General features: G+C 52.5%; 16 protein-coding genes. 1 reads left to right on the plus strand and 15 read right to left on the minus strand.

Annotated elements, in window-relative coordinates; all coding sequences use genetic code 11:
* Positions 1-93: 93 nt before the first annotated feature.
* Positions 94-915: a lysophospholipid acyltransferase family protein gene (locus Q8W24_RS00650; protein ID WP_303433812.1), complete on the plus strand. Its 822-nt coding sequence runs from the start codon at positions 94-96 to the stop codon at positions 913-915.
* A 19-nt stretch (positions 916-934) separates the two neighbouring features.
* Here Q8W24_RS00650 and rnhB read toward each other — a convergent pair whose 3' ends face one another.
* From rnhB to rpsB, 15 genes are all read right to left on the minus strand, one after another.
* Positions 935-1,534, minus strand: coding sequence for a ribonuclease HII (gene rnhB, locus Q8W24_RS00655; protein ID WP_303433814.1), 600 nt, complete (start codon positions 1,532-1,534; stop codon positions 935-937).
* 12 nt (positions 1,535-1,546) lie between these two features.
* Positions 1,547-2,728, minus strand: coding sequence for a lipid-A-disaccharide synthase (gene lpxB, locus Q8W24_RS00660; protein ID WP_305413825.1), 1,182 nt, complete (start codon positions 2,726-2,728; stop codon positions 1,547-1,549).
* Complete coding sequence (gene lpxA / locus Q8W24_RS00665) at positions 2,728-3,498, minus strand: acyl-ACP--UDP-N-acetylglucosamine O-acyltransferase (RefSeq protein WP_305413827.1); 771 nt, start codon at positions 3,496-3,498, stop codon at positions 2,728-2,730. Before lpxA ends, lpxB begins: the two co-directional genes overlap by 1 nt.
* Complete coding sequence (gene fabZ / locus Q8W24_RS00670) at positions 3,495-3,959, minus strand: 3-hydroxyacyl-ACP dehydratase FabZ (protein ID WP_305474070.1); 465 nt, start codon at positions 3,957-3,959, stop codon at positions 3,495-3,497. The genes lpxA and fabZ overlap by 4 nt, the downstream gene beginning before the upstream one ends.
* Entirely contained in the window at positions 3,959-4,981 is a 1,023-nt protein-coding gene (gene lpxD / locus Q8W24_RS00675; protein WP_305413829.1) for a UDP-3-O-(3-hydroxymyristoyl)glucosamine N-acyltransferase, read from the minus strand. The genes fabZ and lpxD overlap by 1 nt, the downstream gene beginning before the upstream one ends.
* A gap of 32 nt (positions 4,982-5,013) precedes the next feature.
* Entirely contained in the window at positions 5,014-5,505 is a 492-nt protein-coding gene (locus Q8W24_RS00680; protein WP_303433822.1) for an OmpH family outer membrane protein, read from the minus strand.
* Positions 5,506-5,546: 41 nt separating this feature from the next.
* Positions 5,547-8,108: an outer membrane protein assembly factor BamA gene (bamA, locus tag Q8W24_RS00685; RefSeq protein ID WP_305474072.1), complete on the minus strand. Its 2,562-nt coding sequence runs from the start codon at positions 8,106-8,108 to the stop codon at positions 5,547-5,549.
* A gap of 35 nt (positions 8,109-8,143) precedes the next feature.
* A complete protein-coding gene (rseP, locus tag Q8W24_RS00690) occupies positions 8,144-9,484 on the minus strand; it encodes an RIP metalloprotease RseP (protein WP_303433826.1) in 1,341 nt (446 codons plus the stop codon).
* Positions 9,481-10,674: a 1-deoxy-D-xylulose-5-phosphate reductoisomerase gene (gene ispC / locus Q8W24_RS00695; protein ID WP_305451392.1), complete on the minus strand. Its 1,194-nt coding sequence runs from the start codon at positions 10,672-10,674 to the stop codon at positions 9,481-9,483. Before ispC ends, rseP begins: the two co-directional genes overlap by 4 nt.
* Complete coding sequence (locus Q8W24_RS00700) at positions 10,674-11,516, minus strand: phosphatidate cytidylyltransferase (protein ID WP_303433830.1); 843 nt, start codon at positions 11,514-11,516, stop codon at positions 10,674-10,676. The genes ispC and Q8W24_RS00700 overlap by 1 nt, the downstream gene beginning before the upstream one ends.
* The gene (uppS, locus tag Q8W24_RS00705) at positions 11,509-12,276 is read right to left on the minus strand and encodes a polyprenyl diphosphate synthase (RefSeq protein WP_303433832.1); all 768 of its coding nucleotides are present in this window, start codon (positions 12,274-12,276) and stop codon (positions 11,509-11,511) included. The genes Q8W24_RS00700 and uppS overlap by 8 nt, the downstream gene beginning before the upstream one ends.
* A gap of 9 nt (positions 12,277-12,285) precedes the next feature.
* Positions 12,286-12,843, minus strand: a complete 558-nt coding sequence (frr, locus tag Q8W24_RS00710; RefSeq protein WP_303433834.1) for a ribosome recycling factor — start codon at positions 12,841-12,843, stop codon at positions 12,286-12,288.
* 2 nt (positions 12,844-12,845) lie between these two features.
* Positions 12,846-13,580 carry a UMP kinase gene (gene pyrH, locus Q8W24_RS00715; protein WP_303433836.1) on the minus strand — a complete coding sequence of 245 codons (735 nt, stop codon included), beginning with the start codon at positions 13,578-13,580 and terminating at the stop codon, positions 12,846-12,848.
* 96 nt (positions 13,581-13,676) lie between these two features.
* Entirely contained in the window at positions 13,677-14,531 is an 855-nt protein-coding gene (gene tsf / locus Q8W24_RS00720; RefSeq protein ID WP_303433838.1) for a translation elongation factor Ts, read from the minus strand.
* A gap of 90 nt (positions 14,532-14,621) precedes the next feature.
* Positions 14,622-15,377 carry a 30S ribosomal protein S2 gene (gene rpsB / locus Q8W24_RS00725; protein ID WP_305413835.1) on the minus strand — a complete coding sequence of 252 codons (756 nt, stop codon included), beginning with the start codon at positions 15,375-15,377 and terminating at the stop codon, positions 14,622-14,624.
* Between the last annotated feature and the right edge of the window lie 152 nt (positions 15,378-15,529).

Consider the following 15,529-nt stretch of genomic DNA (forward strand, 5'->3'; position numbering starts at 1 on the left):
TATCCAAATATTAACCAGCCCAACAAGCGCTTGCCGCCAAGGCATTGACTGGTATTATGCGATCGATTCATTACAGACCACGGGAATTACACTATGGAGTTATTTGATCGCAAGGGTTTACTGGAAGCGACCAAACTCTCCCCGCGCAAACTGGATCTATTGCTACGCTTGCTAAAAGCGCCCACGCTGACCCGTATTTACAACAAGCTGACGGCCAGGCAAGGCATCGATATGATCGAAGAGACGCTTCACCACCTGCATATCGAGCTGGATTACGACGAAAAGGCATTACAGCAGGCAATTCCTGCCAACGGGCCTTTTATTACGGTATCCAACCATCCTTTCGGTTTTCTCGATGGCGTGATTCTGTTGCTGCTGGTGTGCCGTATTCGCCCGGATTTCCGCGTTGTGGCGAATTACCTGCTGAGTTATTTTGCCCCTATCGCCAACCTGTTTATCACCGTCAATCCATTTGAAAACCGCGGCCCCAAAGGTATGGGAGGCATGCGCAAATCCTTGACGCAACTAAAGCAGGGGAATGGGCTGGGCCTGTTTCCTGCCGGTGAAGTATCCACCTGGTACAAGGGTCAACGCGGCATCAGCGATAAAACCTGGCCCATTGCCAGCATGCGGCTGATTCGTAAAGCCAACGTACCGGTTATTCCAGTGTATTTTCACGGCCGCAACAGTGCCAGTTTCCATCTTCTTGGCAAAATCCATCCAGCCTTGCGAACTCTGCGCATTCCCGCAGAATTCCTTAAAAAACGTCGCTCCACAATTTATCTCGGCATTGGCGAAGCCATTACCCCTGCACAAATTGCGGCTTGCGAAACTGATGAAGCCCTGCGGGATTTTTTGCGCCAGCGCACCTATAGCCAGCACGAGATATGTCAGACAGCGGCGACCCGGCGTTGAGTCAATCTGGCGGATAACCTCAGCAGCCCAGCAAGGCCTTGACCGGCGCGTAACTGCGCCGGTGAATGGCACACGGCCCCAGCTCTTGTAACGCTTGCAGATGCGCCTGGGTGCCATACCCTTTGTGTTTGGCAAAGCCATAACCGGGATACACACGATCGAGTGCCACCATTTCCCGATCACGGCTGACTTTGGCCAACACAGAAGCCGCAGCAATGGATTGCACCAGGCTATCGCCCTTGATCACCGCCGTGGCAGCGATATCCAGTTTGGGCAAGCGGTTGCCATCCACCAAGGCATATTCAACATCCCCCGATAAACCGGCCACTGCCCGAGACATCGCCAGCAAGCGGGCATTCAGAATATTGATGTCGTCAATTTCGGCCACCGTTGCCCGGGCAATGGCGAAGTCTACGGCGGATTCCATAATCAGCTCGTAAAGTGCTTCGCGACGTTTTTCCGTCAGTTTTTTGGAATCATCCAGCCCAGGAATGGGTTTGGCCGGGTCCAGTACCACGGCAGCGGCCAACACATCGCCACACAAAGGCCCGGCGCCAGCTTCATCAATGCCACAGTAGACGCGTCCCTGTGCCAGCAGAGACTGTTCAATATCAATCATGGGATAAGTAATTCAGTGAGTGAGTCCGTTCCGCAAACGTTCGTTAGCGGCAGCTTGCTCTGGTTCCAGTAATTCAATAATCGCTTTGGCGGCTTCCTGATTAGCATTTCGTCGCAATTGCCGATGAATAAACTGGAAGGTTTCATGCAGTTGGTGGCGGATATTCTGGTCTTCCAGACAACGCACCAACGCCTCCGCCAAATGTATCGGAGTCGCTTGCTCTTGCAGGATTTCAGGTACCAGCTCACGCCCGGCCAACAGGTTGGGCAGGGATATAAAAGGCTGTTTCAGCATGCGCCGTAACAGAAATGCGGTGATTTTATTGACCTTGTAACTTACCACCATCGGCCGCTTCAGCAGCATGGCTTCCAGTGTTGCTGTACCGGATGCCAGTAGAATGACATCCGCTGCCGCCATGCAGATATGGGATTGCCCGAGAACAATCGTCACCGGCAGTGTCAATGATAGCTCCGACAGCTGCGCTTCCAGCTGGTTACGGCGCTCGATGCTGGCTGCCGGAATCACAAATTGCAGGTCTGCCCGTAATTGCAACATTCGCTGGGCAGTCTCAAAAAACAACGGACCCAGACGCTCGACTTCCCCTGCTCGACTACCGGGCATCAAACATATCAGAGGTTTGCTGACGTCCAGCTCCAGGTTTTCGCGTGCCGGGGTTTTGGGCGTTTCAAAGGGGATTTTATCGGCCAGGTGATGGCCTACAAAGTGCACCGGAATCTGGTGTTCTTCGTAAAAACGCGCTTCAAACGGAAACAGAGTGAGCATCAGGTCAACAGCCCGCCCCACTTTTAGCACCCGTTTCTGACGCCAGGCCCAAACAGAGGGACTGACATAATGCACGGTTTTGATTCCTTTGGCCTTGAGCTTTTCTTCCAGCGTCAGGTTGAAGTCGGGCGCGTCGATACCGATAAAAACATCCGGCGGGTTGTTGCTCCAGTGCTTGATCAGGGAGGCGCGTATTTTCAGCAGCTCAAACAACCGGCCTAGCACTTCAACCAGCCCCATCACCGATAATCGTTCCATCGGGTACAGACTGGTAAACCCCTGAGCCAGCATCAGTGGACCACCAATACCTTCAAAAACCGCATCCGGATAACGCTCTCGCAGTGCTTGCAGCAAACCTGCGCCGAGCATATCCCCCGAGGTTTCACCAACGACGATTGCAATCCGCTTCACTAACGAATAATCCCTCGACTGGAGTCTTTCAGACTATCAAACAACACCCCGACGGCAGCTTCCGTCACCGCTTCCTGTTCCAGCTTGGCCAACGCTTCTGTCAGGGTCAGGCCCTGCCGATATACTGTTTTGTAGGCATTACGCACCGCACTGATAGCGTCGGCAGAATAACCCCGACGGCGCAAACCTTCGGAATTGATACCATGTGGCTCAGCCGGATACCCCAGTGCCATAACGTAAGCAGGAATATCTTTTAATACCACAGTCCCGGCACCAGCCATAACATGGGCTCCGATCTTGCAAAACTGGTGTACCTGGGTGGCACCGCCCAGAATAGCCCAGTCACCCAGCTGAACGTGGCCAGCCAGGTTCGTATCATTGGCCAGAATACAATGATCGCCCACAATACAATCATGGGCCACATGCACATTCACCATAAACAGATTATGGCTGCCAATACGCGTCTCGCTATTATCCTGCACGGTGCCGCGATGGAAAGTACAGCTTTCACGAATGACATTATGGTCGCCAATCACCAACCGGGTTGGTTCACCGGCGTATTTTTTGTCCTGGCAGTCTTCCCCCAGCGTGGCAAACTGAAACACCCGATTGTGCTTGCCGATACGTGTTGGTCCCTTGATCACAACATGAGGGCCAATCACAGTACCGGTATCGATCTCTACGTCGGCGCCAATGATGCTGTACGGACCGACGTCAACGTCATCAGCCAGCTGGGCAGACGGGTCTATGATGGCCGTAGGATGGATCATGCGGACTCCATTTCTCGTTCGGCACAGGTAATCAGTGCTGAACAGGCAACTTCGCCATCCACCAGCGCCCGGCAGTCAAATTTCCAGATACCACGGCGGGTACCGGTAAAGCGGGCTTCCAGAACAACCTGGTCTCCCGGCACAATCGGACGTTTGAAACGTACATGATCGGCACCGGCAAAATAGTACAGCATGTCGGGATTTCGCTTTTCTCCCATCATGGTCATACCAAGCAAGCCGGCTGACTGAGCCATGGCTTCCAGAATCAGGACTCCAGGCATGACCGGGTGACCTGGAAAATGGCCACCAAAAAACGGTTCGTTGATGGTGACGTTCTTGATGGCACGAATCACAGGAGCCTCTTCGGACTCCAGATCAACCTCATTGATTCGGTCAACCAACAGGAATGGATAACGGTGTGGCAAAAATTCCTGGATCGTTTGGACTGGTTGCGGGTACATCAAGCGTTACCTTCTTGGCTTTTCTCTAATTTCTGCAGCCGTTTGGCTATCGAATCGAGCTGTTTAAATCGTGCGGCGCTACGACGCCACTGTTTAGCTGGCATATGTGATGTACCCGATGCGTATACGCCGGGTTCATCAATCGAATTTGTAATCAGCGTCATTCCCAATGCATGTACACCATCCGCCAGCGTCAGATGTCCAGCAATACCGACGCCACCCGCCAGGGTACATCCCTTGCCTATATGCGTGCTGCCGGCAATACCGACACAGCCAGCCATGGCAGCTCCCTGCCCGACATGGACGTTATGCGCAATCTGGATCAGGTTATCGAGAATGACATCATCCTCGATCACGGTGTCTTCCAGCGCACCACGATCAATACAGGTATTGGCTCCAATCTCGACATTATTACCGATACGAACATTACCCAGCTGGGCAATGCGTTCCCATTTGCCCTTGTTCGGCGCAAATCCAAAACCGTCGGAACCAATCACGGCGCCGGATTGTACCCGAACCCGGTCGCCAATGCTTACCCGATAATAAAGGGTAACGTTGGCAAACAGCAGGCAATCTCTGCCAATCCGGCAGTCACTGCCTATCACACAACCCGCGCCCACTTCGGTACCATCACCGATATGTGTGTTACGGCCAATCACAGCACCCGGGCCGATTCTGACACCTGCACCGAGTACCACACCGTCTTCCACAATGGCACGAGGGTGAACGCCTTCGGGCTGACGTGGACGGCGATCAAACAACTGGGTCGTTTTGGCAAATGCCAGATAGGCATCCTCCACCACCAATGCCACGCTGGCAACGTCATCGGCCAGATTGGTACCAACAATCACAGCCGCAGCCGCAGTAGAATCAAGTTGCTTGCGATAAGCCGGATCTGCAATAAAAGTTACATCGCTGCTGCCTGCCGACGACAGTGGTGCCACACCGTCAACTCGTGCCGAACCGTCGCCACGAATCTCTGCACCAAGATATGTGGCCAGCTCGGATAAACTCAGATCCATCGATATGCCCTTACTAGTGTATTGATAAAGTATTACTTACCGTTTAACCGTTCCAGTAATGGTTTGGTCAGGTCAATGGCTGGTGAGCTGTATACTGCTGCCCCTGCCTGCAAGACCAGATCGTACTTGCCATCATCAATCAACGCTTTCAGCAGCTCTTCCAGTTCTGGCAGTTTTGAACGGAAAAACGACTGACGCCACTGTTGATCTTGCTGCTGCAGCTTTTCCAGATAGAACTGGCGTTCTTTGGCTTTGGCTTCGTATTCAGTCACCAGCTTGGCCAGTTCCGCCTGGCTCATGATCGCACCATCGGTTTCGCGTTTTTCTTTCAGCGCCAGCATGGATTTTTCAATGTCGCGCACCTTGCCGATGGAATCACTATTTTCTTGTTCAAACTTTTTCGCCGCAGACTTGGCTTCGTCAGACAAAAACAGGGCTCGCTCCATATCCACGACACCAACCTTCAGCTCCGCAGCCGCCAGTGGTGACAGTAAGGCAACGACCAAAAACAGAAAAACACGCATCCAAATGCTCCTTTAAATTGCAGTTGTGCTGGATGTCAGCATTAAAAAACCTGACCAAGTGAAAATTCAAAGCCTTCTGTATCATCACCATCCTGGTCATTCAGTGGGATTGAGTACACAAACGTCAGCGGGCCAATGGCGGTAACCCAGGTCAAGCCAACACCGGTACTCATACGGAAATCGGAAAAACTAAAGCCCTCAGTACAATACGGGTGCGTTGTTAACGTTGGAATATCCGCATCATTTGGAACATAACAGCTATCGGTAAAGGTGTTACCGCTATCCAGGAAGAGCACACTACGCAATGAGCTGCGATCTTCAACAAACGGGAATGGGAAAATCAGTTCCAATGACGCCTCGGCCAGCATATTACCACCCAGCGAGCTGGGGGACTCAGAATAAGCCGGAGCCGTCACAACCGAGCCATCCGAGTCGGTTTCATAAATCGGTTTGTACTGACTGGAGTTACTGACCGCAACCGCAGCGCCATCATCATCGGTTTTATACACCACGGTTGGCGCTGAGGAATCCACCACAGGCTGGCCCAGTTCATCCAGTTCATACAGCACGTTATCATCGCTGTCGGTTTGTACCACGGGAACTGCTGTGTATTCCGGCAAGCCCCGTGGCCCCAGGCTGTTGCTGCTATAACCCCGAACGGATCCCAGACCACCAGAACGGAAATTTTTGTAGAACGGCAAACTGTCTTCATCGCCGTAACCGTTAGCGTAGCCCAATTCTGTTCGAATCCGGAACGACCAGTCCTCAAACAGCGGGAAATAATAGTTGGCGGTGTAACCCAGTTTATAGGTCGTCAGATCACTGCCGGGCACACCCACATCAAGCGACAGTTTTTGCTCAATACCAGCCGTCGGGAACATGCCTCGGTTCAGACCGTTGTAACGCCAGTTCAACCCCAGGGTATATTCATCGAAGTTGTCTCCCTTGACTTCCAGGAATTCCAGAATTTCTGCCGGCACAGTCGAGCCTTCAAACATCTCGGTGTTGTTGTAGCCAGCACTCATCGACAAACGTTGACGACGGGAGATGGGATAGCCAAAGGTAACGCTGCCCCCTCGACTATTGGTCTGATAATCACTGACAGAGCTCAGGCTGTCGTAGTCAGTTTCCCGGTAATAGAGGTTAAACCCGCGACTGACACCATCAATGGTGTAGTAAGGGTCGGAAAAAGAGAAGTTGTACGATTTGACGGTATTGGTTTTTTGCAGACCCAGACTCATACGGTTACCGGATCCCATAAAGTTATTCTGACTGATACTGGCACCCAGAATCATACCGCTGCCACCGGCGTAACCGATGTTGAAGTTCAGACTGCCGTTCATCTGCTCTTCGACGTTGTATTCAACATCGATCAGATCATCAGTACCGGGTACCGCCGGGGTTTCCACCGTCACAGTCTTGAAAAAGCCCAGTTGGTTCAGACGGTTTTTACCGGCTTCAATTTTTTCAGTCGAAGCCCAGCCACCTTCCATCTGCAACATTTCACGGCGTAATACTTCATCCATGGTGCTGTCATTACCGGAGAAGTTAACGCTGCGGACATAGGTGCGTCGTCCTGGCTCGACAAAAAAGGTCAGATCCACTTCCAGTGTTTCGTCATCCGGTTTGGGGCTGCCATCCACTTTGGCAAAGGTATAGCCATCATTACCCAGACGACGAATCATGCCTTCGCTGCTGGCCAGCACCTTGCTGCGGGAGAAGACATCTCCGGGGGCAATATTATAAAAACGGGTGAATTCTTCTTCATCCAGCACCAGATTGCCCGCCAGACGAATATCCCGGATGGTATAGACCTCGCCTTCCGTCACGTTGACCGTGATGTAAACACCGTCTTTCTCCGGCGCCAGTGCCACCTGGGTCGACTCAATGTTAAAACGCAGATAACCCCGATCGTAATAATATGATCTGAGGGTTTCCTGATCGGCTGCCAGCTTTTCACGGGAATATTTATTGTCACCCGCGTACCAGGACCAGAAATTGGATTCCTGCAGGCTGAAACGTTTCAGTAATTCTTCATCCGGAAAGGACTCATTACCCACAATATTGATATGGGCAATCGAGGCGACATTACCTTCTTCAACATTGATTTTCAGTGCCACCCGGTTACGTGGCAACGCTTCCACCACGGTCTCGATATGTGCATCGTAGCGACCTTGCATGACATACTGGCGCTCGAGTTCGAGTGCAATGCGCTCCAGCGTGGAACGCTTGAACACCATGCCTTCTGCCAGCCCGGCCAATTTGAGGTTATCCAGCAGGATTTCATCCGGAATCGCCGAGTTGCCGTCCAACTCGATCTGGGTAATGGTAGGTAATTCAACCAGTTGGAAAATCAGTACCTGATTGTCCCGGTAAACCCGGATGTCATTAAAAAAACCCGTCGCAAACAAGCGACGCGATACTTCAGCCAGGCGATTACTGTCAACCTGGTCGCCAGCATTGATCGGCAACCGCTCAAACACGGTACCCGCGGATACACGTTGCAGTCCCTCGAGACGAATATCTTCAATGACAAAGGAATCATCAGCATAGGCAAATGAAGAAAACAGCCCGACAAACAGGGAAAACAGCAGCGAACGCATGAAAAAAGTAATCCAAAATTGCGCGACTTTCAAAGTTAAAGTCGACCGATATCGTTATAAAAGGCAACTGCCATGAGGCTGAACAGCATCACAATGCCCACTTGCATCGCCACTGTCTGTACCCGTTCTGGCAATGGTTTACCAATCACACTTTCTGCGCTATTAAACAGAATATGACCACCATCCAGCATGGGTACCGGCAATAAATTCAATACACCCAATGACACACTGAGCAGTGCCAGGAACTGTACGAAAGATTCCAGCCCTCCCGAAGCCGAAGTGCCGGCTACTTTAGCAATGGTAATTGGGCCGCTCAAGTTCTTTACCGAGAGATCCCCTGCCAGCATTTTCCACATGGAATCGAGGGTAAAGGTAATCAGATCCCAGGTCTTGCCAGCCGCTCTTACCATCGCACTCAACGGGTCAGCCGAGCTGGTACTGAGCCATTCCGGCGGCACTTCCGGTTGAATGGTACCAACTCCGGCAAAACCCATTGTCCGACCATCATCCAGAGTACGACTGCCCGGCACCAGGGTCAGTAATGTCATATTGCCATCACGCAACACATCGACCTGCAAGGCCACACCGGCATGTCGCTGTACCAGATCCACCCAGGCAAACCAGTCTTCAACCTTCTGACCGTCCACCGTCATTACCTGATCCCCCGGCAAGAAACCCGCCTGCTCTGCGGCACTGCCTTCAACCACAGAGCCAATCATGGCCGGCACATCCAGCTGCCGCGGCTGAAGCCCCAGCGATCCCATCGGGTCCGGCTGTTCACTGTCGGAGAGCCAGTTATCAATAGTGATCTGTACCGGGCGCTGGATACGATTATGGTCTTCCAGCGTCAGGTCAATATGACCGCTTTCACCCAGATGACTGATCAGGCGCCAGTTAACATCTTCCCAGGTGGTGGTTTCGTGGCCATCCACCGCGACAATCCGGTCACGGGGTTCGATACCCGCGATCGCCGCTGGCGATGCCGACTGTACTTGGCCGATCTCAGCAATCACTCCGGTGGTGCCCACCATAAACAGCACCCAGTACGCCAGAATGGCAAACAGGAAATTGGCAAACGGCCCCGCAGCGGCAATAAAATTGCGCTGGGCGACCGATTTGGCATTAAAACTCTGCTCTCTCAAATGCTCGGGAACATCGCCTTCCCGCTCATCCAGCATTTTGACGTAGCCACCCAACGGCAGAGGCGCGACAGAATATTCGGTACCCTGCTTGTCTCGCACGGAAAACAACGGATTTCCAAAACCGACTGAAAACCGCAATACCCGGACGCCGCAGCGACGAGCCGCCCAGAAATGTCCATATTCGTGAATCACCACCAATAAACTGATAGCGACAATAAACCAGAGAATTGTCACGCATCTACCTCGTTTACAGAACCTTGCAGCAACTGGTGTGCCTGGCGCCGGGCCCATTGATCAGCCAACAGCACACTCTCCAGGCTGGTCATTGCTTCGACCTTATGAGCGTCCATCACCTGTTGTACGAGCATTGGAATGGTATTAAACGGAATTCGTTCCCCAAGGAAGGCCTCAACCGCTATTTCGTTGGCAGCATTCAAGACAGCCGGCATCGTGCCACCTGCCATAAATGCCCGCCGGGCCAAGGATAAACAAGGGAAGGTGTGTTCATCGGCGGCTTCAAAATCAAAGCGACCGATAGTGACCAGATCCAGTGGCGCCACTCCGGATGTCATACGTTCAGGCCAGGCCAGAGCGTAAGCAATCGGAGTGCGCATATCCGGTTCGCCGAGCTGCGCGATCACCGAACCGTCACAATATTGCACCAGGCTGTGAATCACGCTTTGGGGATGTACAACAACCTGTATCTGTTCCGGCTGGCAGTTAAACAGGAAACAGGCCTCAATCAACTCCAGCCCCTTGTTCATCAGGGTAGCGGAATCAACCGAAATTTTTTGTCCCATCGTCCAGTTGGGATGGGCTACGGCTTCGGCAGGTGTAACATCCGCCAGCTGATCCGCCTGCCAGCCCCGGAACGGGCCGCCAGATGCGGTTAACAGGATTTTGCTGATCCCATGCGGAGCAAAATGGCCGTCGTAGCGTTCCGGCATCGACTGGAATATCGCATTGTGTTCACTATCAATAGGCAGTAATTCGGCACCACCGTCACGAATGGCGTCCATAAACAGCGGGCCAGCCATGACCAGTGCTTCCTTGTTGGCCAACAGTACCCGTTTGCCAGCCTGTGCCGCAGCCAGGGATGGCAATAAACCCGCAGCCCCTACAATCGCAGCCATCACCATATCGGTCTCTTCGTGAGCCGCCACCCAGGACAGGGCTTCGGCACCAGACAATACGGTTGTCGGGTGATCTTGCGGTAACAGACAACGCACCGCGTCAGCGCCAGCATCATCTTTCATCACGGCGTATTGCGGCACGTGCTGTAATACTTGCTCGGCCAGTTTTTCGGCACGCGTGGCGGCCGTCAAAGCAAAGACCCGGTAACGTTCCGGGTGACGAGCAATCACGTCCAGGGTGCTGCAGCCAATTGATCCCGTTGCGCCCAATACCGTCACTGCATGGGTCATCAGGCAAATCCCCAATCAAGTACATGAAGGCATAAGGCAAACACAGGAACGGCCGCTGCCATACTGTCGATCCGGTCCAGTACACCGCCGTGTCCGGGGAGTAATGACGAGCTATCCTTGATTCCCCGGTGGCGTTTCATCATGCTTTCCACCAGGTCGCCGAGTACCGAGACAACGGTGGTGATCACGGCGATCAGCATCAGTTGCCAGTAATCATCCTGGGACATCGGCCGAAGCCAGTAATCCAGCCCCAGACCAAACAGAATCGCGACCATCGCAGAGGTCGCCAATCCCCCCCAGAACCCGGCCCAGGATTTCCCCGGGCTGACATTAGGCGCCAGCTTGGAGTTACCCCAGCGTTTGCCGGAAAAATAGGCACCGGTATCAGCTCCCCAGACAATCAGCATCACAAACACAATCAATAACGAGCTGTGGGGTTGCACTTTGAGGTGCATAAAGCCGACCCACATGGGCACCAGTACACACAGTCCCAGCGCGCCCCGTATCGGGCGTGATGTCCACCAACTGGTACCACCGGGGTAGCGACGCACCAGAGCAAAGGCAACCGTCCACCACAAGGCACCCACCGCGAGGTAATACACCAGCAAATCGGGATGAATCCGGAGCAAACGAGCACTGGCGTACAGGCAGACAAACACCATCAAGGCGTAAGCGACCCGCCCCCAGCGGCGTTCATAACCTGCAATATTGGCCCATTCCCAGGCTCCCAGAGTCGCAATTGCGGCAATAAAAATGGCGAATTGCTTCAGCGGCAGGAAAAATATGCCGATGATCATCAGGGGAGCAAGCACCATCGCGGTGATTACACGCTGTTTAAACACGGCTGGCGGTTTCCTTCAGCTGGTCATCGGTTCGGCCAAAGCGACGGGTGCGATCTGCAAAGGATGCAAGCGCCTGGCGATATTCTTGTTCTTTGAAATCCGGCCAATACACCGGTGAGAAATACAGTTCGCTGTACGCACACTGCCATAACATAAAATTGCTGATACGTTGTTCGCCCCCGGTACGGATCAATAAATCCGGAGCAGGATAGTCACTCAGCCAGGTGTACTGATGGACGGTATCCTCGTTGATGTCCGCCGGATCCAGACGCCCTTGCTGAACTTCAATCGCGATTTTCTGGCAGGCCTGGGCAATATCCCACTGGCCGCCATAGTTGGCAGCAATCACCACCACCATGCCGGTATTGTTAGCGGTCAGCGCTTCGGCATTGGCAATCAGGGTCTGGATACGCTCCGAGAAAGCACTTTTGTCCCCCATCACCACCAGCCGCAACTTGTTACGATGCAGGCGTTTGACTTCCCGTTCCAGGGCAACGGTAAAAAGCTGCATCAGAGCCGACACTTCAACCGCCGGGCGACGCCAGTTTTCACTGGAAAAGGCAAATAGGGTCAACACCTCAACACCAGCCCGTGCAGACACTTCAACGGCCTGGCGCACAGCATCAACCCCCGCCTTGTGACCAGCGATACCGGGTAAATAACGTGCTTTGGCCCAGCGATTATTGCCATCCATAATCATGGCAACATGACGGGGAACGCGGCCAACGGCCGCGCTTTTATCATCGATACTGGTAGACATGAAGAGTAATCAGACCTGCATCAGATCTTTTTCTTTCTGCGCCAGATGCGCGTCAACTTCGGCGATATACTTGTCGGTCAGTTTTTGGATCTGATCTTCGCCGCCGCGCTCTTCGTCTTCAGAAATCATTTTTTCTTTCAGCAGTTCTTTGATACTGCCGTTGGCATCACGTCGGATATTACGAACAGAGACGCGGCCTTTTTCGGCTTCGGAACGAGCCTGCTTGATAAAGTCCCGACGGGTTTCTTCCGTCAGCATTGGCATCGCCAGACGAATGGTGTCGCCTGAAGTATTGGGGTTCAGGCCCAGATCCGACTTGAGAATGGCCCGTTCAATAACACTGACCATGTTCTTTTCCCACGGATTGATCGCCAGGGTACGGCCATCTTCAACAATGACGTTGGCTGCCTGGGCAATGGGCGTATCAGTGCCGTAATAGTCTACGGTAATGTTATCGAGAATGGATGGATTGGCACGGCCAGTCCGTACGCGCTTGAAAGCATCCAGCAACGAAGACACACTTTTACCCATGCGTTCTTCAGCGTCTTTCTTAATCTCTTCGATCATGTTCACTTTTCCTCGCTTACAATCAATGTGCCATCATCACCGCCAGTGACCAGACGGGCAAGCACACCAACTTCATTCATATCGTATACCCGTAGCGGCATCGCGTGATCACGCGCCAGGCATATAGCAGTCAGATCCATCACGCCCAGTTGTTTCTCAAGCACTTCCTGATAGGTCAGGGTATCGTACTTGACCGCACTCGGGTCTTTCTTCGGATCAGCAGTATACACGCCATCCACGTTGGTGGCTTTCATTACCACGTCGGCGTTGATTTCAATGCCGCGCAAGCAGGCAGCGGAGTCCGTAGTAAAAAACGGGTTGCCTGTACCGGCGGCAAAAATAACCACATCGCCGATATCCAGCGCCCGGATAGCACTGCGTCGATCATAATGATCAACCACACCACTCATCGGGATTGCAGACATAACACGTGTTGTAATATTGGCGCGTTCCAGTGCATCGCGCATGGCCAGTGCATTCATCACCGTCGCCAGCATGCCCATATGATCACCGGCGACACGATCCAGACCGGATTCGCTCAGCTTCTTGCCACGGAACAGGTTGCCACCACCAATAACCAGACCAACCTGAACACCAATACCTTTCAGCTGCCCTATTTCCAGCGCCATACGATCAAGCACTTTGGGATCAATGCCGAAATCCAGCTCACCCATCAGGGCCTCGCCGCTCAGCTTTAACAAGATACGTTTGTATTTAGGACTCTGCTGCTTAGCCATGACCGACTCCATTAGCGTGTATTGGACACAAATATGCCGGGCGACCCCGGCATATTCAGGTTGGGACAATCCCTGATGTGTTGCCCCGGTTTTGTATCAGCCTTTCAGCTGTGCAGCAACCTCTGCAGCAAAGTCTACTTTTTCGACTTCGATACCTTCACCAACTTCCATACGGATGAAAGAGGTGACTTCAGCGCCAGCTTCTTTAGCCAGCTGACCAACAGTCTGATCAGGATTCTTGACGAATGGCTGATCCAGCAAGCTGTTTTCTTTCAGGAATTTCTTGATACGACCAACCATCATTTTTTCGACGATTGCGTCTGGCTTGCCAGCCATATCTGGCTGGGCCTTGATAATTTCTTCTTCTTTTGCCAATACGTCTGCCGGCATATCGTCACCACGGATAACGCGTGGGTTGGAAGCGGTAACGTGCATGGCGATATCTTTGGCGACTTCTTCGCTACCACCGGTCAAGGCAACAACACAGCCCACTTTACCATTGGAGTGCAGGTAGGCACCGACAACACCGGATTCAATCACGACCGGGCGACGAACAGTGATGTTTTCACCGATTTTCTGAACCAGCGCCATACGTGCTTCTTCCAGATCGCCTTCCATCAGTTTGGCCACATCGGTTTCACGAGTGTCTGCCAGCTTGGCAAGAACCAGATCAGCAAATGCATTAAAATTGGCATCGCCAGCAGCGAAGTCAGTTTCAGAGTTCACTTCTACAACAAACGCAACACCGTCTTGAACCTGAATACGCAATTTGCCTTCGGCAGCAGTACGGTCAGCTTTCTTGGCCGCTTTCAGACCAGAGTTTTTACGCAGGTCTTCAATTGCTTTATCAATATCACCGTCATTGGCAGTCAGCGCTTTTTTGCACTCCATCATGCCCAAACCAGTACGTTCACGCAGTTCTTTAACCAGAGCGGCCGATACGTTCGCCATAATCCCAATCCTCTTTTGTTAACTTGTCTTCAATTTTTTTGCTTAAAAAAAAGGGGGCACGCCCCCTTTTTTACCGACCAGAGCTGTCAGTTATTCAGCAGGTGTTTCTGCTGCAGGCGCTTCTTCAGCCGCCACTTCAACAAACTCATTGGCAGCCGGGCTATTTTGCTGCTTGCCTTCCAGTACTGCGTCTGCAACAGCAGAAGCGTAAATCTGGATGGCACGAATAGCATCGTCATTGCCAGGGATTACGAAGTCGATACCGTCCGGGTTAGAGTTGGTATCAACAATACCAACAACCGGGATACCCAGTTTATTGGCTTCTTGAATCGCAATACGCTCGTGATCCACGTCGATCACAAATACCATATCAGGCAGGCCGCCCATTTCCTTGATACCACCAATGGAACGTTCCAGCTTGTCCATTTCACGGCTACGCATCAGAGCTTCTTTTTTGGTCAGCTGCTCAAAGGTACCATCGGCTTGTTGCGTTTCGAGGTCACGCAAACGACGGATCGACTGACGAATGGTTTTGTAGTTGGTCAACATGCCACCCAACCAGCGATGTGCCACAAATGGCATGCTGGCGCGTTCGGCCTGTTCCTTGATGATTTTACCTGCGGCGCGCTTGGTACCAACAAACAGAATCTTGTTGTTACGGGCAGCAATGCCTTCGATTTTGGCCAGAGCCGCATTCATCGCCGGAACCGTGTGCTCCAGGTTGATGATATGAATCTTGTTACGTGCACCAAAAATGTAACGACCCATTTTTGGATTCCAGTAACGAGTCTGGTGACCAAAGTGAACACCTGCTTTCAGCAGGTCACGCATATTTACTTGTGCCATTTCAAATACCTTATATATATCGTTGGGTTAAGCCTCCACGTACCCAATGAGTCGACTGCATAACCGAAGTTTGCAGCACCCCGACACATCGTTGCGGCACGTGTGTGATTTAGTTGTTGATCCAAAGTCAATTGCTTGCTTTGTTCAACGGT

This window comes from Oceanobacter sp. 4_MG-2023 (assembly GCF_030689165.1).
Taxonomy (GTDB): domain Bacteria; phylum Pseudomonadota; class Gammaproteobacteria; order Pseudomonadales; family Oceanobacteraceae; genus Oceanobacter.